This window comes from Prosthecobacter sp. (genome assembly GCF_044226605.1).
Taxonomy (GTDB): Bacteria; Verrucomicrobiota; Verrucomicrobiia; order Verrucomicrobiales; family Verrucomicrobiaceae; genus Prosthecobacter.
Window position 1 is genome coordinate 156,342 of the sequence record NZ_JBGAGS010000010.1, and the last position, 21,138, is coordinate 177,479.

19 protein-coding genes are annotated in these 21,138 nt (G+C 58.2%); 11 read left to right on the plus strand and 8 right to left on the minus strand.

Translation table 11 applies throughout. From position 1 onward, the window contains the following. The first annotated feature begins 311 nt into the window (after positions 1–311). On the plus strand, positions 312–1,874 hold the full coding sequence (locus tag ACILSO_RS15605) for a glycerol-3-phosphate dehydrogenase/oxidase (RefSeq protein WP_395738358.1): 1,563 nt from the start codon (positions 312–314) through the stop codon (positions 1,872–1,874). Between the two features lie 51 nt (positions 1,875–1,925). Here ACILSO_RS15605 and ACILSO_RS15610 read toward each other — a convergent pair whose 3' ends face one another. Genes ACILSO_RS15610 through ACILSO_RS15620 form a run of 3 tightly spaced genes read right to left on the minus strand, consistent with a single transcriptional unit; the run spans position 1,926 to position 4,741 of the window. Then, positions 1,926–2,612, minus strand: coding sequence for a hypothetical protein (locus ACILSO_RS15610; RefSeq protein WP_395738359.1), 687 nt, complete (start codon positions 2,610–2,612; stop codon positions 1,926–1,928). A gap of 13 nt (positions 2,613–2,625) precedes the next feature. Beyond that, positions 2,626–3,753, minus strand: coding sequence for a hypothetical protein (locus ACILSO_RS15615; protein WP_395738360.1), 1,128 nt, complete (start codon positions 3,751–3,753; stop codon positions 2,626–2,628). Continuing rightward, positions 3,746–4,741: a hypothetical protein gene (locus ACILSO_RS15620; protein ID WP_395738361.1), complete on the minus strand. Its 996-nt coding sequence runs from the start codon at positions 4,739–4,741 to the stop codon at positions 3,746–3,748. The genes ACILSO_RS15615 and ACILSO_RS15620 overlap by 8 nt, the downstream gene beginning before the upstream one ends. Positions 4,742–5,343: 602 nt before the next feature. Here ACILSO_RS15620 and ACILSO_RS15625 point away from each other — a divergent pair. Then, the gene (locus ACILSO_RS15625; RefSeq protein WP_395738362.1) at positions 5,344–6,045 is read left to right on the plus strand and encodes a hypothetical protein; all 702 of its coding nucleotides are present in this window, start codon (positions 5,344–5,346) and stop codon (positions 6,043–6,045) included. Between the two features lie 267 nt (positions 6,046–6,312). Here the strand turns inward: ACILSO_RS15625 and ACILSO_RS15630 are convergent, their stop codons facing one another. The 3 genes from ACILSO_RS15630 to ACILSO_RS15640 all read right to left on the minus strand — a co-directional run bounded on the left by ACILSO_RS15630 (position 6,313) and on the right by ACILSO_RS15640 (position 10,955). Continuing rightward, a complete protein-coding gene (locus tag ACILSO_RS15630) occupies positions 6,313–6,795 on the minus strand; it encodes a hypothetical protein (protein WP_395738363.1) in 483 nt (160 codons plus the stop codon). A gap of 1,168 nt (positions 6,796–7,963) precedes the next feature. Beyond that, a complete protein-coding gene (locus ACILSO_RS15635) occupies positions 7,964–10,612 on the minus strand; it encodes a protein kinase domain-containing protein (RefSeq protein WP_395738364.1) in 2,649 nt (882 codons plus the stop codon). A gap of 94 nt (positions 10,613–10,706) precedes the next feature. Then, complete coding sequence (locus ACILSO_RS15640) at positions 10,707–10,955, minus strand: hypothetical protein (RefSeq protein ID WP_395738484.1); 249 nt, start codon at positions 10,953–10,955, stop codon at positions 10,707–10,709. Between ACILSO_RS15640 and ACILSO_RS15645 the strand changes: the two genes are divergently transcribed. From ACILSO_RS15645 to hpf, 9 genes are all read left to right on the plus strand, one after another. Beyond that, positions 10,893–12,071, plus strand: a complete 1,179-nt coding sequence (locus tag ACILSO_RS15645) for a Gfo/Idh/MocA family protein (protein WP_395738365.1) — start codon at positions 10,893–10,895, stop codon at positions 12,069–12,071. The genes ACILSO_RS15640 and ACILSO_RS15645 overlap by 63 nt on opposite strands. Positions 12,072–12,576: 505 nt before the next feature. Further along, positions 12,577–13,032 (plus strand): hypothetical protein, encoded by a 456-nt coding sequence (locus tag ACILSO_RS15650; RefSeq protein WP_395738366.1) that lies wholly within the window; start codon positions 12,577–12,579, stop codon positions 13,030–13,032. A gap of 180 nt (positions 13,033–13,212) precedes the next feature. Next, the gene (locus ACILSO_RS15655) at positions 13,213–13,794 is read left to right on the plus strand and encodes an ACP phosphodiesterase (protein ID WP_395738367.1); all 582 of its coding nucleotides are present in this window, start codon (positions 13,213–13,215) and stop codon (positions 13,792–13,794) included. Between the two features lie 62 nt (positions 13,795–13,856). Continuing rightward, positions 13,857–14,126 carry a type II toxin-antitoxin system RelE/ParE family toxin gene (locus tag ACILSO_RS15660; protein ID WP_395738483.1) on the plus strand — a complete coding sequence of 90 codons (270 nt, stop codon included), beginning with the start codon at positions 13,857–13,859 and terminating at the stop codon, positions 14,124–14,126. A 371-nt stretch (positions 14,127–14,497) separates the two neighbouring features. Then, entirely contained in the window at positions 14,498–15,289 is a 792-nt protein-coding gene (gene kdsA / locus ACILSO_RS15665; RefSeq protein WP_395738368.1) for a 3-deoxy-8-phosphooctulonate synthase, read from the plus strand. Further along, entirely contained in the window at positions 15,264–15,815 is a 552-nt protein-coding gene (locus ACILSO_RS15670; protein WP_395738369.1) for a hypothetical protein, read from the plus strand. The genes kdsA and ACILSO_RS15670 overlap by 26 nt, the downstream gene beginning before the upstream one ends. A 1-nt stretch (position 15,816) precedes the next feature. Then, entirely contained in the window at positions 15,817–16,827 is a 1,011-nt protein-coding gene (locus ACILSO_RS15675) for an LptA/OstA family protein (RefSeq protein ID WP_395738370.1), read from the plus strand. A gap of 2 nt (positions 16,828–16,829) precedes the next feature. Then, the gene (gene lptB / locus ACILSO_RS15680) at positions 16,830–17,675 is read left to right on the plus strand and encodes an LPS export ABC transporter ATP-binding protein (RefSeq protein ID WP_395738371.1); all 846 of its coding nucleotides are present in this window, start codon (positions 16,830–16,832) and stop codon (positions 17,673–17,675) included. Positions 17,676–17,709: 34 nt separating this feature from the next. Then, positions 17,710–18,318, plus strand: coding sequence for a ribosome hibernation-promoting factor, HPF/YfiA family (hpf, locus tag ACILSO_RS15685; protein WP_395738372.1), 609 nt, complete (start codon positions 17,710–17,712; stop codon positions 18,316–18,318). A gap of 45 nt (positions 18,319–18,363) precedes the next feature. Here the strand turns inward: hpf and ACILSO_RS15690 are convergent, their stop codons facing one another. Both ACILSO_RS15690 and pyrF read right to left on the minus strand, forming a co-directional pair. After that, on the minus strand, positions 18,364–20,172 hold the full coding sequence (locus ACILSO_RS15690; protein ID WP_395738373.1) for a lysophospholipid acyltransferase family protein: 1,809 nt from the start codon (positions 20,170–20,172) through the stop codon (positions 18,364–18,366). A gap of 94 nt (positions 20,173–20,266) precedes the next feature. Continuing rightward, entirely contained in the window at positions 20,267–21,019 is a 753-nt protein-coding gene (gene pyrF, locus ACILSO_RS15695) for an orotidine-5'-phosphate decarboxylase (RefSeq protein ID WP_395738374.1), read from the minus strand. Between the last annotated feature and the right edge of the window lie 119 nt (positions 21,020–21,138).

Here is a 21,138-nt window from a genome sequence, read left to right on the forward strand (position 1 = left end):
CCACCGCAAACCACCGCAAACCACCGCAAACCACCGCCAACCACCGCCAACCACCGCAAACCACCGCCAACCACCGCCAACCACCGCAAACCACCGCAAACCACCGCAAACCACCGCAAACCACCGCAAACCACCGCCAACCACCGCAAACCACCGCAAACCACCGCAAACCACCGCAAACCACCGCAAACCACCGCAAACCACCGCAAACCACCGCAAACAACCGCAAACTCCCCGCCAACGAACTCCCCCACTTCCCCCTCCTCACTCTACGCTTCCCCTAAGCCCCTCGCCCTCTTAGAATGCCCCCCATGAATCGCGAGCACCTCCTCTCCCAGCTCTCCGCCCACACCGGCCCCTTCGACATCGCGATCATCGGCGGCGGCGCCACCGGCCTCGGCGCCGCGGTCGATGCCGCCTCCCGCGGCCACTCCGTCGTCCTCATCGAGCAGTCCGACTTCGCCAAGGGCACCTCCTCCCGCTCCACCAAGCTCGTCCACGGCGGCGTCCGCTACCTCAAGCAGGGCAATGTCTCCCTCGTCCTCGAAGCCCTCCGCGAGCGCGGCCTCCTCGTCCGCAATGCCCCCCACCTCGTCCACAGCCTCCCCTTCGTCATCCCCAGCTACCACTGGTGGGAGGGCCCCTTCTACGGCATCGGCATGAAGGTCTACGACACCCTCGCCGGCCACCTCGGCCTCGAGCCCTCCCGCTACCTCTCCCGCGAGGAAATGATCGACCTCCTCCCCACCCTCGAAACCGAGGGCCTCTCCGGCGGCGTCGTCTATCACGACGGCCAGTTCGATGACGCCCGCCTCGCCATCCACCTCGCCCGCACCGCCGTCAACCACGGCGCCATCGTCCTCAATCACACCCGCTGCTGCGGCCTCATCAAGGAAAACGGCCACATCATCGGCCTCAAGGCCGAATGCGTCGAAACCGGCCGGCAGCAGGAAATCCGCGCCCGCTGTGTCATCAATGCCACCGGCGTCTTTGTCGATGACATCCGGCGCATGGACGAGCAAAAGGCCGAAAACATCGTCGCTCCCAGCCAGGGCGTCCACCTCGTCCTCCCCCGCGAGTTCCTCCCCGGCGACTCCGCCATCATGATCCCCAAGACCGACGACGGCCGCGTCCTCTTCGCCGTCCCCTGGCACGGCCGCGTCATCATCGGCACCACGGACACCCCCGTCCATCACGCTGCGCTGGAACCCCGCGCCTTGCCAGACGAAATCGCCTTCCTCATGACGCACGCCGCCCGCTACCTCACGCGCGATCCGCAGCCCAGCGATGTGCTCAGCGTCTACGCCGGCCTCCGCCCCCTCGTCGCCACCAAGAACGCCGAAGGCACCGCCGCCCTCTCACGGGACCACACCATCCTCGTCGCCGAATCCGGCCTCGTCACCATCATCGGCGGCAAGTGGACCACCTACCGCCGCATGGCCGAAGACGTCATCGACCAGGCGGAAATGGTCGGCGGCCTCGGCATGCGCCACTGCACCACCCAAAGCCTCATGATCCACGGCTCCGCCACCGTCCTCGATCCCCACGATCCCCTCGCCGTCTATGGCAGCGATGCAGCCGAAATCCGCGCCCTCGCCGCCAAGGAGCCCGAATGGGCCGGCAAAGTCCACCCCCGCCTCGACCTCACCTGCGCCGAAGTCATCTTCCACGCCCGCCACGAGATGGCCCGCACCGTCGGCGATGTCCTCGCCCGCCGCAGCCGCAGCCTCCTCCTCGATGCCCAAAGCAGCATGTCCGCCGCCCCCAGAGTCGGCGCCCTCATGGCCACCGAACTCAACTGGCCCCCCGAAAAAACCTCCCACGAAATCGACCGCTTCCAAAAACTCGCCTGCGGCTACATCCTCGAGGGCTGACGCATCAGAAGGGAGCGCGGACACTCCTTTCCACCTCCTTAATGTAAGAGTCTAGATAGTCGCACAAGTCAAGGCGTCGCCAATCGGCCCTATTATCCGATCGTAATCGCCTTTATGTACGACTGCGGCCCCCGTTGAGCGGAATTCAACTTTCCATTCTAAAGCGCCTTTTTTAATAGTGCAAAAAATATTGCTAGCTCGGACTTTCCTGCTGCCTAGTAGCCTTTCGAGTTCTTTTGCTATATCTCCGCTACCCGTTAAGCGAATAGAACCAGCTATACCACTTGATACTTCGAATGGAAAGGATCTTAAGGCTGAAAGCGACACTGAAGTATTTTTATCTGTTATGCATTGAGCCCATCGAAGAGGATCGATTTCAATCGGAGTTATTGAGATCGTATAGTCTAGCGCATCGGCAATAGTCTCTGTTAAACGTTTTCCGAGCCGGGCAAAATTTTGAAGACGGATATTGGGACTATTGACACCCACCAAAAAATTGCACTGGTCAAAGGCTATTCTGCGAACTTTTACCAAGTTTCCAAATGGATCCCGAACCTCTTCGACAAATTCTCTTTTATGAGTGAAAGTTCCCGCGATACGGTCTTTGCGTATTATTTCCAGGTTAAATCCAGTTGAAGCGTTTTGGTGATATACTTTCTTTTGCAATGAAGCCGCTAGTTTGACAACTGATGCATGATCAAACGGAGATATATTAAACCATCGAAAGCGCGGCTGCATAATAAGATTATTTTTATGGTGCTTCCTCTTTGGGTGGCAGTTCCAATTTTTCGGAACTAACTTTATCCAATGCCCGATAGGCGCTTTCTTCAATTAATTTCAAAAGCCTATTCTTTTCAGCGGGAGTGACTGCTCGACGAGTTTTTGCCAACTCGCCATCTTTTTTGACATCCCACTTTCCAAGCACTCCATATTTAAACCCAGTTCCATCGGGTCCATTTTGGAACTCAGCAGAAAATTCTACAATCCCAAGTGTTTTGTTTTCCGCCTCGGCAATCCACCCGAGCCTGCTAACAGAGTAGCCGCGCTTCGAATAGTCCTGATATTCAGCGGAGGAAAGAAGGGAATCTCCTTCTAGAACGGCCCTATTGACGCGGCCTTGCTTCTCTAGATGAGGATTGTCAGTATCATCGTCATCGTCTTCATTAACGTCGTCCTTTGGCTTATCCACTCGCAGACCGTGTTGATCAGAAAGGTTGTATCCCTCAATCCCCCGGGCTAATTCGATGAAGAACTTTGATCTTTGCTCACTGCCCAGACCTGTTACTATAATTTCCCTTCGTGTGGGGGGAGGACTGTCGTCGGAAGGCTGCAAATGCTGTTCGACATCGTTCATAATTTCGTGTCCACGACCTGCAGCTTGGTGCCGCACTTGAATGCCGGTCTTTGTAATATCTACTCTGAAATTCAATGTTTTTTCGTCTTTCTGACGCAATCTGGTCTTGGAAAAATCCGCTTCCACATATTCCACCGTTAAGACGGCAGACTTATCGTCAATTTTATTTATCTTATAAATTTCATTATATTTTGCTCCGCGTTCCGCCTTTACTTTTTCCATTGCGGTGATTGTGGCATCAATTGTTAATGCTTTCGATGACGCATCAATGCGACAATTTGTGAATCGATCTTCTCGCTCCGGCCGATCCAAAATCTCCAGAAAATCCGCTAATTGAGGCCAAGAAAATTGTAAGCGTTGGAAATAAGTAATTAAATTTTCTTTGCTGGTCTCACTGGATACAAAGGTTCCACGCTGTCGTAAAACTTCCGTCAGTTTAGAGCTTGTTACTGCCCCTTGTGATATTAAGTCACAAATATCTTTATCGTCAGCGAAATACCTGGAAATTCGTGCTACTTTACTCATATGTCTCCATGCCGAGTTCGACGGTTGAAAAGTTTTTAACAATGTTAGACATAGGTCCGATCTGAATACGACTGAGTCTTCCTTGGAATTCCTTAAGTCCGTAGAAGTCGGCTGCGTACGCTTCTTTTGCTTGTTGAAAAGTGGCAGCAGCTTTTAGATCTGCAAACGGCATCCGAATGTTTATGCTTTCCTCATCCCCTAACATTTGAAACCTGAAGAATGCGTCGAAAAGGTACTTGAATTCGTCTACACTTTCTCCTGTGCCGCGGTAATAAACAATATACTCATAACTGATCTGGGCTGGTTCTCCCCGTGTAGTGGATGCAAAGCGAATGATTTGCCAGGGGCTTAAGAGCATTTCGATTGATGCGCTTTTTTGATTCTGCGCTCTTGGATGAAGTCCCACTAAATCTGGGAAATAAAAGCCGCTCTTCGCAGATTGACCATCGTTCGTTTTGCGTGCGCGCAGAATAGCTAAGTCAATCGCTATAGTCGAGAGGTAGTTAACCGTGGCAGGTCCGAACACATGAACTTTGTTTTTGTTGCTCAGAGGGAGATCTTTACTATCCATTTTTTGAATCATTGAGTCAAAATCGCCCGTATACAATCCGTCGTGATTATATACAAAAAGGAGTCCATGCACTTGGTAGTTCGCACTAGAACTCCCATAGAGCGAACTCCAGTCGGCGCTCACATTCGCGCAGTCTGTGGCTTTACAAAGACTGGTCATAGCACTTCGAATTTTTGCCTTTTGTAGTGTTCCGGCAGCATAACTTTTCAGGTCAAAATTGAAGACCATCCGCACATCTTCATAGGGATCTTCGTACCACATGACCAAGTCTGATGGGTGGGTCTGCACCTCATGCTTCTCCTGGCTTACGCATGTCCAATCGTGGTCTTCAGGGCCTATTTGAGTCCATCCAAATTCCTTAAAAATTTCGGCAGAGACCTTTTGCGCAATCAGCGCTATTTGCTTAGTTTCACTCATTTTATACCCGCTTTGGCATGCAAATTAGGTCTTATATAATTAAGTGCAAATACTATTTGACGAGGTCTGTGCCTAGTATTGGGGGGCTAATGTGCAAACACCATATCAGAAGTGATCTGAACAGCCATATCATGGCGGAGGAACTGAAAAACTGGGGGGCAGGCAAATAATTGACAAAATTTCCGCTTACGCTTGGCCCTCAACGCAGCCAAGCCTCTCGCTTCTCCCTCACGTCCCCTCGGACCACTTCAGCATTCAAAAGCCGCGACACATGCAGCCCGCTGTTCCTTATCGCCACAAAGAGAACGGACTCAACTCATCCGTCGCTGCTTCGATGTACATTCATGGCTGCACACAAAAAGCTTTTTCAAGCCTCTCACCATCAATGCAGCCACTCAAGTGCAAAACACATGATTCAGAACAGCTTTGTCTGAAAGAACTGAACACGCCCTTTGAAGATTGCCTACCACCTGGATTGGCCGAGTTTAATTTTATTTAAAATCGGTGCCTTTTCATTAATGGCCAATAGAATAATGGCCGGGTTTTGTATTTTTGATTATACAAAAATTGGTGCAACCTGAGTGACTTCGTTTTTTTACTCAATGCATTTTTTAGCCATTTTTATGACTACGCTTCTTGCCACTCTTGTCGTTATTTGCATTACAGCTATCGTTTTCATTGCCGTTAGAGCGTGTAAATGCAGGAAGTTGGATCATGCAGAGTGGATTACTCTCATCGCTGCGGTCTTAGGGGGCTTCGGAAGCCTCCTCCCCATTCTTCCCGCTTCGACCTCATCCGAAAATTTAATCGCGGAGGGCAGTGGCACTTTGCATGCAGGCTCATTAATGAAAAGTATCGCAGACTGGTTTGGTTTGAATGTGCAAGTTACTAACTGCAGAGTTGTCTGCGAATACTCGATCACAAAAAGCGAAGGCAAACATTTATTTGGCGTAGGGCTGGTCCTCCGTGGCCAAAGTCGTAGTGGGGAAGATGGTGTTCGTATCTTTGTCAATTCAGATGGCACATGGGGAGACGGATATTGGGAAAATGGGCCTAAATGGGTTTCTGGAGGTCCTAGGGTGATCGGCAGTCCGATTGGAGAACTGTCGCTAGAAAGGAAAAATACATTCGAGATTACATGCAGGGATGGGAGAAGCGTGGTGACCCATAATGGCGTGATTTTGGGGGATGTTACGATGGGGCCAATGACAGAAGCTGGAACAATTCGATTTGGCCTTGAGACTCAGGGGCCGTTGACTGAAGTGGAGATTCACAAGCTTTCCGTTTATCACTTGCCTAATTAATTAGCGAAACTGGGGGTCAGGGTGCAAATAATTGACAAATGATCCCCCAGGCAAAGCCCCCAACGCAGCCAAGCCACTCGCTTCTCCCTCACCTCCCCAGGACCACCTCAACAGCCAAAACCAGCGCCACCTGCGTGCCGCCCGCTGTTCCGTATCGCCCCAGGGAGAACCGATTCAAAAACCATCTCTGCTCCCTCTGCCCCTTTGCGGCAAAAACGCACGTCCCAAATCTATCGGTCCTTTTTTGTACCCGGCCTCAGTTTCCTGCTACTCGTTTGCGTCGGCTGGTATTGCATTGAGTTTGGTATCCATATTCCGGCTGCCACCGTGCAGAGTCCGAAGGAGAATGCTTGCCACAATTTCACGCGGATCAGGACCCATGCTGCCAATGATCTCAATGGCCGTGGCACCAAGTCGGACTTCCGGGTCATGCACACCCGTTAAATGCACCTGCCATAGCAAGCTCATGCCACTGCTGCTTGCCGAATCATACTCCCAGAGGCATACCTGATGCTCTTCGAATGCCCCTCCGTAAGGTCTTTTGAAGACCCCGATATAAAAGCGTCTGCTGCCTTCGTCTAATCGCCACCACTTCTGGGCTGGAGTAATTTTGGCCCTGAGTTCAGCGAGATTGCGACAGTTTTTGGGCGGAAACTTCAATGCATCCTCAATCTGCTCTACCCCCGCCATGGCCGCATGAGCCACATGCAATATCATCCCGGCCAGCCAGATGCGAATGACGTTTTTCATGGATTCTAATGAGAGGTTAAAATGATTGAATGGGGCAGACTGCCGGGCGGCAGTAATAGCTGTTGTTACCATCGGCAGGGACATCTGCCGTCCAAGATCCGACAACTGGGTTGAAGAAACTTTTATACCAGGGGGAATGCGGTCACGGTGCAAATAATGGACAAAATCTCCGCTCCGGCAAAGCCCCCTCAACCCAGCCAAGCCACTCGCTTCTCCCTCACGTCCCCAGGACCACCTCAACATCCAAAACCAGCGCCACCTGCGTGCCGCCCGCTGTTCCGCATCGCCCCAGAGACGCCCCCTTCAAAAACCATCCCTGCTCCCTCTCCCTCTCTGCCCCTCCTTCCGTGTATTCCGAGTGTTGATTCGCTGTTCGCTCCCCTTCAGGCTCACTTCGTTCGTCAGATCTCCAAAACTCATCTCTGCGGCGTTCCAACCTCTGCGGTGCAAATCTCCGGCCATTCCTTTGCCAATCCATTCCTTTGCCAAAAAGCAGCGCCCCCTTTTTCCCCTCTTTCCCCTTTTTCGGCCAACCCCTCCGGTCCCTCTGCCCATCCGCCACAACACCTCCCCCCCCAAAGCCCCCTCTTCACAAATCGCAGCATCTGGATCTCTAAAACTCATCTCTGCGTTCTCCAAATCTCTGCGGTGCAAATCTCCGGCCATTCCTTTGCCAATCCATTCCTTTGCCAAAATGCAGCGCCCCCTCTCTGCCCCTCCCAAGTAACTTCCCTCAAAGACAGCGCCAATGGAGCCATCCCAGGGTCGGTTCCGGCTTCTTCCATGAGTGTTTTATGCGTGTCCGATGAGTGGTTCAAAATTCTGGTCTGCGGCGCGCCACCCCATCCGCTCCTCCTTCCGAGTATTCCGTGTGTTCCGTGTGCCACCCCCGTTTTGCAGCAGCCTGCAATCACCCACCGCCCCAGGAAAATCCTCCTCCTCATTTTCGTCGGCCTCACTCTCCAAACCCACGCCCCTGTCCCGGTCTCCATGGAGGCCTGCTCAACTGCAAACAACATGCAAGTCATTGCCGAATCCGACACAAAAACCCAACCGCAACCAGCTTGCAGGATTGCCGAATCCGACACACAAGTACGCCTCGACATCCTCCAAAAGCGCACCTCGTCGGCATGACGATTCTTGATCCAAACCCTCTCCCCGCCGCCCCTCAAAGCGCCCCCTTCTGCCCCGCCGCTTTCTGCCAGGCCGGGAGTTCTTCGGGGGGGAGGGCGGTGGGATCGGCGGCCTTGATGGTTTTCCAGGTCTGGAGGGCGAACTGGGCGATGTATTCCAGGTAGTCGGGCTCCAGCTTGGACGAGGGTTCGGCCAGCGTCTGCTGCCAGGCATCCCGGGCATGGGCCAGGGCGTCTGCCGGGCGCTGCTGGCGGAGGCGGAGGCGGGTCATCTCCCGCAGGTCGTCGATGCGGTTTTTGTAGCTGGCGTTGTGGGCGGCGTGGTTTTCGTAGAGCTGGTGGTGGAGCTGCCAGGCCTCCTCAAGGTGCCCGGCACCCTCGTGCGCGCTGGCCAGGGCGGCGAGGGCGCGGGTCAGGAGCGTCTCGGTGCCGCCCTGCTGGGCCACGCGGAGCCCCTCCTCCGCGGTGGCAATGGCGGCCTCAGGCTGCTTGAGGGCGCGTTGGGCGGCGGTTTTGATCTCATGGGCGACGAGGAGGTCCTCCCGCAGGGTGTTTGTCTGCGCCTGCTCCGGGGTGATGGCGGCATACCGTGCCTGGATGAGCTGGATGGCGGCGTCCGTATGGGTGACGGCCTGGGCGTGGAGGCTGGCGCGGTTTTCCACCTCGGCCAGAAAGACATACTGGTGGGGGAGATTGGGGGCCTGGGGATCGCTGGCCTGCAGGCGCTGGACGACGCCGGCCTGCATCTCGGCGGCGCGGGCGTATTTCCCGGCGTGGATCTGCAGCTCGACAAGGCGGTTGTCGAACTCCCAGAGGCGCGCCTCGTAGTAGCCGCCGGTTTTGGCCAGGGCGATGCACTCCTGGATCTGCTGCTCGGACCGGGAAAATTCGCGCGCGGATTCCAGCGCGGCGGCGTGGTCCATGAGGATGGCGTGAAGCTGGAGGCCGGTGAGCCCCTTGGCCCGGGCCTCGGCAACGGTGGCGGCAGTCTCCTGGGCGGCGTCCTTTCCCCGGCGGAGCTTGATCCAGACGCGGGCGAGGAGGTTCTGCGCGCGGAACCACCCGGGGCTGCCGCGCCCTTCATGCTGCTCGATGTGGCTTCGGAGCTCCTTGAGGAGATCGACCGCCTCGATGCGGGAGCCGTGATCGACGGCCATGAGGAGGTGCCGGAAGGCGGCCTCCCGGGCGACGGGGTGCTCCGCGCCCAATCGGGCGGCGGCGAGCTCCGCAGTGCGGCGGAGGGCGGCGAGGGAGAGCTTGCGGTCGCTCATGGCATCGTACAGGCTGGCGACCTGGCCCATGAGCTCGATCTGCAGGTCGGGGTCCTGGCGCATGTCCTCGATGCGCTTCTGGCTGGTGATGAGGGCCAGGCGGAGGGCTTCGGGGTTGCGGCCAAAGCGGACTTCGTCTGCGACCTCTGAGAGAAGGCTGGTGAGGAAGGCGGCGGTCTCCCGGCTGCGCAGGGACTGGGACTCGGCGCGGGCCTGGGCCTCCCGTGCGAGCTTTGCCTGCCAGATGGCGACGCCGGTGCCGGTGAGGACGGCGAGCAGGCTGAAGCAGGCGGCGGCAAAGGCGACACGGTGCCGGCGGATCCACCGCGAGGCAATGTAGGCGGTGCTGGGGGGGTGGGCGGAGACGGGCGCACCAGTGAGGTAGCACTGGAGATCGGCGGCGAATTCGGCCGCGCTTTGATACCGGCGCTGGGGCTCCTTTTCCAAAGCACGGAGGGTGATCCAGTCGAGGTCCGCGGGGAGCTGGGAGACATCCATGCGCCGCTCGGGGGCGGGGGAGGCGGAAGCGCCGGCGGCGGCGGTGGCGTCCAGGCTGGTGGCGGCCCCTGTGGCGAGGCCGGTGACGATGCTGGTGGAGGGGCGTGAGGGCGCTTTGTGGCGGATGAGGTGCCAAAATTCCTGCCGGGTCTGGCCGTGGCGGGTGACTTCTGCAAAGGGGGGGTGGCCGGTGAGGATCTCGTAAAGGACGGTGCCGAGGGCGTAGATGTCACTCCGGGTGTCCACGCTGCCGACGTCCTCGATCTGCTCCGGGGACATGTACTGGGGGGTGCCGAGCACGAAGTGGGCCTGGGTGGCAAAGGTCATGGCCTCGATGCCGCCGGAGGAAAGGGCCTTGGCGATGCCGAAGTCGATGATCTTGGGGACGGGGCGGCCGTCCACCTGAGTGACGAGGATGTTGGAGGGCTTTAAATCCCGGTGGATGACGCCTTTCTGGTGGGCGTGGTGGACGGCGCTGCAGACCTCCCGGAAGAGGGCGATGCGGTCGCGCAGGGGCAGGTGGTGCTCCTCGCAGAAGGCGGTGATGGGCCTGCCGCGGAGCAGTTCCATGACAAAGAAAGGGCGGCCGTCCGGGGAGATGCCGGCATCGAGAATCGTGGTGATGCTGGGGTGCTCCATGGCGGCGAGCACGCGGCGCTCCTGCTCGAACCGGGCCAGGACCTGGCGGGAGTCCATGCCGCGCTTGAGGAGCTTCAGGGCGACCTCGCGCCGGACGGGCTGGGACTGCTCGGCCCGCCAGACGATGCCGAAGCCGCCTTCCCCGAGCTTTTCCACCAGGCGGTAGGGCCCGAGGACGTCGCCGGGTTTTTCATCGCCGGCCTCCAGCTGCGCGATGCCGTCGTCCAGCAGAGCTGCGGCGGCGGTGGCAGAGAATGCGGGGGTGGAGGCGGGCATGAAGTCGGGCTGAATATCCTTAAGAACGGGGTTTGGCACCTCTTTTCATGCGCGGCGTGGGTGGGAAGAGCGATGAATAAAGAAAAGGCGTAGTTTAGGTGGGCCCGGAGCGGGGGCTGAAGGGGTGTTTGAGATAGGAGAAGGCGAGGAGGCAGGCGAAAGCGGCGCTGAAGCGCCGCACTCCGAGGACGCTGGCGGGACGTGCATAGCGGCGGCTAAAGATGAGGAGGGGACTTTTGACGCGTTGACCATTGCACTCCTCGCGCTTCACTGGGGCTGCATGACTCCTCTCCACCACCTTCGCGCCGGCGTTATTGGCACCGGCTTTATCGGACCTGTTCATATTGAGGCCCTTAAGCGCCTGGGGGTGACGGTGAACGGGATCTGCGGCTCGACGAAGAGCGCGCGGCAGGTGGGAAATCTGTGGGGCATCCCGGAGATCTACGGGGACTATGACCATGAGGCGATGTATGCGAGCCCGAACATCGACGTGGTGCACATCACCTCGCCCAACAAGGTGCACGTGGAGCAGTGCCTGCAGGCGCTGGAGATGGGCAAGCATGTGATCTGCGAGAAGCCGCTGGGGATGACGGCCAAGGACACGCAGCTGGTGGTGGATGCGGTGCGCAAGGGCGGGAAGAAGGGGCCGGTTTTCGCCGTGAACTACATGTGCCGGTTTTTCCCCGCCATTCTCCAGATGCGCGCCATGGTAGCCCGAGGTGACCTGGGGAAGATCATGCACGTACAGGGGCACTTTTTCCAGGACTGGCTGATGTATGAGACAGACTACAACTGGCGCGTGCTGGCAAGCGAGGGCGGAAAACTGCGCGCGGTGGGCGACGTCGGGACGCACTGGATCGACGCGGTGAGCTTTGTGCTGGGCGCGAAGGCGCAAAGTGTGTTTGCGCATGTGGAGACCTTCCACAAGACACGCAAGCGGCCGAAGGGGGAGGTGAAGACCTTTGCAAAAGTTGACCCGAAAAAGATGGTGGACTACAAAGTTGATACTGAGGACTTTGGAAGTGTGCTCCTCAAGTTTGGCAAGGCGAAGCATGGCTTTGCGGACGGGGTGCATGCGAACGCCTTCATCTCGCAGGTGGCGGCGGGGTGGAAGTGCAGCCTGAGCTTTGGCATTTATGGCACGAAGGGCAGCGTGCGCTGGGACCTGCAGCAGCCGAACGAGATCCAGGTGGGGCATCGCGATGAGCCAAACCAGATCATGCAGCGCGGAACGCCGGGATTCCTGGAGGACGTGGCAAACTACACGGACTATCCGCCAGGACATGCGGAGGGTTTCAGCGATGCGCACAAGATGCACTACCGCGCGGTGTATGAGCACATCGCGAGCGGGAAGCAGACGCCGGTCTTGTTTGCGACGGCGGAGGACGGGCACCACGAGATCAAGCTGTGCGAGGCGATGCTGGAGAGTACGGAGACGGGGAAGTGGGTGAAGGTGTGAGGGGGCCGGATCTTGGTTACGATATGAAAAGGGGATACCAAAACTGCAAGAAGTGCAGCAAAGAGGTAATCCGTGTCGTGGCCAAGAAAAGGAAGGGACGCTGCTATGATTGTTGGTTAGAGCTCCAGCGGGAGATTAGGGAAAGGAAAGATCCATACTTTGTTGTCCGCTCGGAAGAGGATCTTCTCAACGCTGCCTATCAAACGGCTCCCTGGATTCTACGAACTTTTGGAATCTCACTGCCTGCCTTCCTGGTTCGCCGAGAACTGCGAGATGCATATCGGAGATTCAAAGCCAAACTTGAACCGCATGAAAAGGTCTGGCCGTTCCACTTCAACAAGTGGTCACTGGCGAGGAGAAAAGGCTTTCTGGTGGTTAGCCATGGCAGACCCAAGAGTGTCTGGATTACTGAATTGAGTTAATGCGATAACCTGGAACATCCAACCACCAAGAGGATGTTATAAAGGTGTGACATGGTGCGTGTATAGGCTTTCATCCACGGCAAATGAATTCTGAGAAGACAGTCTGTTGCAAGTGTGGCACGTCGATTCTGGCTATGACGGCATCGATTTATCATGGCCGCTGCGTGCCTTGCTGGAAACACCGTTTGTCTGTGCGGGTGAAAGAGGCTGTAGCTGGCAGCATCTACGTTTTGGGGCTTTATCTTGCACTGCCTATCACGCTGCCCGCGGGGCTGATCAGGATGGCCGTGAGAAGGGTCTATCGGGATGTTCGTTTTCCCTATTCCCGCCATGAGTTGTTGAAGCAGATCTTCAAGCTCTACCCTGAACGCCGCGTGGCGCGGAGGTATCGGAAAGGGGTGATCGATGGCTATTTCGAGCCCGATGTTTTGAAGGTGTGGGGGCTGCCTTCGGATCCTAGAAAGCTAGCTTATTTTTATGGTCGGAATGCGGGAGCCAGTCTTCGCCGAGGTAAGATTGAGATTTCGTCGATTCCTTAACGCATTGATGTTTGTTTTGGCTGACGAAGAGCTTTGGCTAAGTGGGTTTGGTGGTGTTTGTGGGCTGGGGAGGATGGGGGAGCGCTGATCGACAGACAAGAGTGTCTGTCGTACTGGCTGGCACGAAGGCACTGGCTTTTGAAAGCTCGATCTTTGAGGGAAATGGGGCACTTTGTTTTTATGAACTGGCTGGCGCATCTTTATTTGTCGGAGGGGGATGTGGAGTTTCGGGTGGGGAATTTGCTGCCGGACTGGGTGGGGCCTTCGGAGTTGGTGGGGTTGCCGGAGGGGTTTCAGAGGGGGATTGCGAGGCATCGGAGGATTGATGCGTTTACGGATGCGCATCCGATGGTGAGAAGGAGTGTGAGGAGGTTTGAGAAGCCCTTTCGAAGGTTTGGGTCGGTGCTGACGGATGTGTTCTATGATCACTTTCTGGCGGCGGGATGGTGCGGTCACTGCGCGGGGGCGCCGCCGCTGGGGGAGTTTGTGAGTGAGTTTTACGAGTCGGTGGACGCGGTGCGGGAGAGGGTACCGGCGCAGGCGTGGGAGGTGCTGGAGCACATGCGGCGGGCGGACTGGCTGGGGTCCTATGCGACGCTGCCGGGGATTGAGATGACGCTGAGGCGGATGTCGCGGAGGCTGAGGAGACCGTTTGATCTGGCGGCGGCGGTGGAGGTGCTGGAGAAGGAGTATGAGGGGTTCAGGGAGGACTTTGAGGCGTTTTTTCCGGAGGTGAGGCGGGAGTGCTTGTGCGCTCAGTGATGACTGCGCAATAGAGTGACGCGAATGGAATGCCTGTGAATCTTGAAACCGGGGCTGGGGGCATGCGGGGACTGTGGCGGAGTGGCGTGAAGATTTTCTGGTCCAGCCAGGCGCGGAAAGACCTGCGAGCCATCCGCAGCTACATCGCGAGAGATTCGTCTTTTTATGCGGATCGAATGGTCACGCGAATCATCGAGCGCACGGACATTCTTGCGTTGCACCCCTCGCGGGCCATTCGGTTCATGAAGCTCTGGATTTGGATGTGCGGGAGACTCATGCAGCATCTTATCGCATCATTTATCGTGTGCTGCTTGATGAGGTGGAGATCGTGACGCTGATTCATTTTGCCCAGCGTTTACACACGAAAAAACTGCGATAGCCCGCTCCGGCCCATCCAGACTGTGCGTTGGGTGGGGGGAGGGGCGGAGTCACGAGACGGTCTTCTGCGGGGTGGCGGAAGACGGCCTGCGGGACGCAGGCGCTCCATTTGGGCGCCCGGGGTGGGGTCGGCGTTTGGATGCATCATTCCTGCTTTAATCTTCCGTTGTCTTTCGGCGAGTGCCCGCTTACAATTTGCGTCAGCGGGCCGCGCAACGGGGTTGGAGAAGTTCAAAACCGATTCTGGAGCGAGGCTCACAGAATCAAATTTTTAGTTTTTATGGGGCTGTTCTCTCTTCCGGTGGTGAAAATTGGGTCGGTGTCGATGGATGGCACAGAACCGGTCTTGATTCTTGGGCCGTGCGTCATCGAGAGCGAGGAGTTCATCTGGGGTGTGGCTGAAAAGCTGGATGCCATGGCCCGGCAGCATGGCTGGCGCTGGATTTTCAAGGCGTCCTACGACAAGGCGAACCGCAGCGCGATCTCGTCCTACCGGGGGCTGGGCTGTGAGGCGGGGTGCAAGCTGCTGGCACGGATCGGCGCGAAGCTAGGCGTGCCGGTGACGACCGATGTGCACTCGGTGGAGGAAGCGCGGCAGGCGGCGGAACACATCGACCTGCTGCAGATCCCCGCCTTCCTGTGCCGCCAGACAGACCTCATCGTGGCCGCCGGGGAAACGGGCCGCGCGGTGAATGTCAAGAAAGGGCAGTTCATGGCCCCGTGGGATGTGAAGAACATCGGCGACAAGCTGGTGAGCGCCGGCTGCGAGAACTTCATGTTTACGGAGCGCGGCACGACCTTTGGCTACAACAACCTGGTGGCAGACATGCGCTCCTTGTACTGGATGCGGGAGCTGGGCTACCGGGTGGTGATGGACGCAACCCACAGCGTGCAGCGTCCGGGCGGACTGGGCACGGCCACGGGAGGCGATGGCAAGCTGGCCCCTGTGCTGGCACGCGCCGCAGTGGCCACCGGCTGCGACGGCGTCTTCATGGAGACCCACCCGGAACCCGCCAAGGCCTTCTCTGACGGCCCCAACCAAATCCCGCTTTCCGACATCGCGGAAGTGGTGGAAACCTTGCGCAAGATTCATGGCCTCGTTCGCGACATCACTTGATCTGCTCTACCGCCGCAGGTTTGCCCTATCCATCACGCTCGGTGTGTTGGCGGGGCTGGTCATGTTTGCCACGGCTGACCAGCCAGAGGCGGCGGACGCCGGCATGAGCGCCTTCCTGCGGATGGTGCCGCCCGGCGCCGTCAACGACGGGGCGGTGATTCCCTCCTTTGATGCGTCCGGAAGGCGCTCGTCCCTCATCACGGCAGACATGCTGCGCCGGGTGGATGACCAGAGGATTTACGCCGAGAACCTGGTGGTGCAGATGTTCAACACCGACCCGAAGAACGATCTGCGAGTCGATCTGCAGACTGCGTTTTTCCAAATGGCGGGCGCCGGGGGAATTCTCCGCAGCACGGACCGCAGCCGGGTGACACGCTCCAACCTCGTGATCGAGGGCGACAGCCTGGTCTTCGACACCGCAAAAAATCAGGGACGCATGACAGGAAACATCCACATGGTGATCTTTGACAGCGACGCCGACAGCAGCGAGGTACCACCCCCCGCCGCCACACTCCCACCCAAGTGACATGAAGACGTCATCCATACTCTGCACCGCCCTGCTGCTCTCCTGCGCAGGCGCCATGGCACAGGCGCCGGAAAGCATCCGGCCGCTGCTGGATTTCCGCAAAAAGAAGGTGGATGCAGACACCAAGGCGAAGGCGCTGAACGCCGCCAAGGATGCCGTGAAACAGGTGCCGGACGAACTGAAGGACAAGGCGAAGGAAATCCTGCTCTCCCCCGAAGGCGTGGACATGAGGCAGAAAGCGCTTCAGGCGGCGCAGTCGGTGATGCAGGGCGGCTCCAATGCTGCCACGCCAGGGACCACCGCCACTCCGGCGGATGCCCCGCCGGCAACCGCGCCGGCGTCTGCACCGGCAGTCGCCGTGGCCGAGACACCGCCTGCCCCAAAGCCCACCGGCCCGCAGCCCAAACCCCTGCAGCCACTGAATCTGGACGAGGCGCCGAAGGCGACCAAGGGTCTGATCGACATCACCGCGCAGAAGCATTCCTATTTCGATTCGAACACGAACTACGCGATCTTTACTGGCGATGTGAAGGTCCGGCACCCGCAGATGTACATCGAGTGCGAGGAGATTGAGCTCTTCATTTCCAAGCAGGAGGGCGGCGTTCTCGGCGGAGCCTCCAAGACGAAGAAGCCAGGCCCCTCTGCCAAGGATGCGGACATCCTGGCGCAGCCAAAGAAGAAAGCCGACGCCGAACCACCGATCGACAAGGCGGACGCCCGCGGCCCCATGGTCACGATCGAAAAAATTTCCGAAGATGGCGAATTGCAGATCGGCCACTGCAAGCACCTGATCTACAACGGCAAGACCAAGATCACCACGCTCATGGAGTGGCCGCAGGTGCAGGCGGGCAACCAGCTGCTCAAGGCCACCGAGGCCGGCTGCATCATTGAAATCGACAAGAATGGCAAGCTTACCACCACAGGTAATCATGAGACGCTTATTCTTCAGGGAGACGAAGTCACGCCCCGCAGGAGCGCCACTCCGCCTTCCTCCGCACCCTCACCGCAGTGAACATGGCTCCGCGCAGCAGCAAGAAAAGAAGGCAGAAGGCTGACGGTCATGACCCCCAGCTCTCCTCGGAAGTTGCTGAAGAGCAGCTTCCGGAAGTCGAGCTGGAGGCCATCAATCCGGACGAAAACACCCTGCTTCACACGGAAGGGCTGAAAAAGGTCTATGACGGACGTGCCGTGGTGAATGGCGTGGATATCGAAGTGAAAAAGGGCGAGATCGTCGGCCTTCTGGGTCCGAACGGCGCTGGCAAGACCACCACCTTCTACATGATCGTGGGCCTGGTGCAGCCCAACGGCGGCAAGGTGACCTTCGACGGCCAGGATGCGACCAACAAGCCGATGTACATGCGCTCGAGGCTGGGCATGGGCTACCTGCCGCAGGAAGAGTCCATCTTCCGCCGCCTGACCGTGCGGGAAAACATCATGGGTGTGATGGAGACGCAGCCCTACACCCGTGCCGAACGTGAGGAGCAGACGCAGGCCCTCATGGAAAAGTTTGGCATCGACCATGTCGCCGACAATCTCGCCATCACCCTGAGCGGTGGTGAGAAGAGGCGGCTCACCATCGCCCGCTCGCTGGTGACTTCGCCCAAGCTTCTCATGCTGGACGAGCCTTTCAGCGGGGTGGACCCCATCGCCGTGAGCGAGATCCAGGACATCATCCGCATGCTGCGGAGCGCCGGGCTGGCCATTCTCATCACCGACCACAACGTCCGTGAAACCCTCAACATCGTGGACCGCGCGTACCTTATTTTCGAAGGCCGGGTGCGCCGCCACGGCAGCAAAGATTTCCTCGTCAACGATGATGAGGCGCGACGCCTCTACCTCGGCGAGGGCTTCACCATGTAACCCATTTTAGTCCAACCAAAAAAGGAGAACCACCATGCAAAAACACAACGTCAACCTCCCCATCATCGTCACCGCACGTCACATGGACGTCACGGATGCGATCCGCGAATACGCTCATAAGAAGATCGAAGGTCTCCACCTTGACTACCCCCGCATCATCGAGGCCAAGGTCGTGCTCGACGTGCAGAATCATCACCGGCACATCGCCGAAATCATCCTGTTTTGCGCCGACCACATCGTCATCGAAGTGAAATCGGTGACGGAGGACATCTATGCCTCGATCGACGAAAGCGCCTCCAAGATCGCCCGCCGCATGCGCAAGTATAAGACGCGTCTGCTGCGCAACCACCGCCCGCGCGGCGAGGGTTCGATCCGCCACATCGAGGAGCAGGTCTTCCACCAGGAAGTGCTTCACACCGAAGAGGAGCACATCGAGCCCGCTTACGTGCACAAGGAGAAGTACAAGATCCGTCCGCTGTATGCTGACGAGGCCATCATGGACCTGGAAATCAGCGACCGCCCCTTCGTGCTGTTCCACAACCAGAAGACGCACCGCCTGGCGCTGCTGTTCCGCCGCAAGGACGGGGACTACGGCCTGATCGAGCCCGAGCTGGCGGCGACCAATGGCAACGGTGCACACTGATGCCCTGGCAGAAATGAACTAATCCACCCGAGGAGCGGCCTGAATTCAGGCCGCTTCTTTTTTGATGTTTGCCAGGTAGTTCCGGCAGTTTTCCTCGCCCATGTATTTGCTGAGGAGGCGCTCGTCGATGTCGGTGAAGTCGACCATGATGAGGCCGTCCACCACGGAGGAGAAGTCCTTGTCCACATTAAAGCTGAGCAGCGTGGCGTTGAGCTTGAGGTAGTGCTTGAGCAGGATGGGGATGCCCTTGCCGTCCGTCTCCAGGCTGGAGATCAGCGCGGAGCAGTCGTCCACGTTTTGCAGATCCGCGCTGATGAACTCCCGCATCATGCGGCGGCTGCGGATGTAGCGGAAGGGATTGCGCGCCTTCACAAAGCTGGCCAGATGCGGGTGCATGCGGTTGTCCTGGAGGAACTCCACGATCATCTTCCGCGAGAGGCTGCTGTAGTCCTTGCTGATGCTGACGGGGCCGAAGAGCTTCTTGTAGTGCGGATTCCGCGCAACCCAGTGGGCGATGCCCTTCCACAGGAGCGGGAGGGAGGCGAGATTGCGCTGGTAGGCCTTGATGATGAAGCTGCGGCCCATCTCCACGGCATGCTCGAGATTGGCCAGGAAGGGCTTCTCAAAGCGGAAGAGGGTGCTGGTGTAGAGACCCTTGGAGCCGTACTCACGCAGGATGACATCCGCACGGCCGAGGCGGTAGGCGCCGGCGACCTGCTCCTTCTCCTCATCCCAGAGAATGAGGTGCTCGTAGTAGCGGTCATATTTGTCGATGTCGATCTCGTTGCCAGTGCCTTCTCCGACTTCGCGGAAGGTGATCTCCCGAAGGCGGCCGATTTCAGGCAGCAGCGCCGGGATCTCATGCGAATGGGCCTGATAGACGGAGAGATTTCCCTGACCAACAAGACGCCCGCCACGCGCGCGGATGCGGTCGATCTCGTCCACCATGTGGGCTTGCTGTGTTTCAGAGGGGGGTATGATGGTGAGGTTTTCGCCCTTGACCGTCAGTTTGGCCGTCTGCTCTTTGCCGCGCTGGTGCAGCACAAAGGTGTGGATGCGCAGGTAGCGTGTGAGGGACTCGTCATCCTCAAACTTCTTGAGGCGCGAGTAGGGGATGGGCTGTCCCACGCTCATGGGCACCGGGGTGTTTGCGCGGTTGCAGAACTCACGCAGGAGGAGGCCGGTGCGCAGGCGTGGGTGAATGACACCCGCCGCATGGAAGAGCGCGCTGTTGGAGCCGGGGAAATAGACGGGCAGCACGGTCGCCTGAGTGCGGCGGACGAGGGAGCCGACGTGATTGCTCCACGCCGGTTCATCCAGGCCGCGGCCGGGTTTGTACGAGGCCACCTCACCGGCCGGGAAAATGATGAGCGCACCACCGCCGCGCAACAGTTTGATGGCCTCCTTCATGGGGCCCATGTTGCGCTTGGCAGAGCCTTCACCGCCGAAGGGGTCCACGGGGATGACATGGTCCGCGAGCTCCTTCATGGCGAGCAGAAGCGAATTCGTCATCACCTTCATGTCCGGACGGAACTGGCCGGCCCAGCGCGCAAGCATGACGGGATCGATGACGCCAAAGGGATGGTTGGCCACGATGACGAGGGGACCCTGTTTTGGGAACTCAAATTCAGCGGGCAGATCCACCTCCTCCTGCAGTTTCAGCGAATGCGCCACGGAGTCGAACCAGGCAAAAACTTCAGGATGCCTCGGGTGCTGCTTGTAGAGGCGCGCAGACTCCTGGTAGCAGTCATCAAAGCCACGCAGGCCCAGCGCCTTCTCCAGAGTCGGGCCTATCAGGCGATAGATCCGTCTTTGCAGGGGTGTTTTGAGGTGCTCGCTAATGTCGATGACCATGGGATGGCTTTGAAAGTCATCATCCATCCGCACGAAAACGTTTCAATCAAGTAGCATCCGCGTTCCGATTTTGTTCATTCTTAAAAATGACAGGTCAGCTCAGGGCATTCTGGATTTGACTCTTCCAGAATTCCGCCCGGGCGGCGAAAGTCAGCTCATCCTTCTGATACAGAACCCCTCGCGAGACATTCACGAGCAGGGGTGCCTTCCGCCCGCTGCCTTTCAGGGCCGCCAGATCCCCCCCCTGAGCGCCGAGCCCAGGGATCAGCAGCGGTACGTCCGGGATGTGGTCCAGCACGTTTGGCGCTGCATTGGTGAGGCCGACCACCAGGCCCGCCTGGGGGTGGCCTGCCGTCATGGCGGCCACGAGTTCGTAGACTTGGCGGTCTCCAGTGGGCTGGAGTTCGATGTCCTTGGCGCCCGGGTTTGAGGTGACGCCGAGGAGGTAGAGGCCTTTGTCCGCGTATTTCAAAAACGGCTCCAGCGTGTCCCGCCCCATGTAGGCGTTCAGCGTCACGGCATCCACGTTCATCGCCTCAAAGCAGGCCTTGGCGTAGTAGCCCTGGGTTTCGCCGATGTCCCCGCGCTTCACATCGAGAACCACGGGGATTTCTTTTGGGATTTCCTGCAGGATTTCCTCCAGCATCTTCATGCCGCGCCAGCCGAGGGCCTCGAAGTAGGCTGAGTTGGGCTTGAACGCGGCCGCGAAGGGCGCGGTCTGCTCGATGACATTGAGGATCCAGCGCTTGGTCTCCTCCTCCGCATTTTCCGCCCTCACGTCCAGCCCCACGCAGAGGTTTGATCCAGTGGCGGCGATGCGCTGATTGAGTTTATCGAGGAAATTCATGGCCGTTTGCTTGCCACAAGCTGCGGCATCCGGCAAGGCCCTTGGTGCGAGGAAACTACGAAGCGGATTTTAGGTGGGAACGGCTGGATGCTTCCAGAAGAAACTTCAGGGGGTGCGGG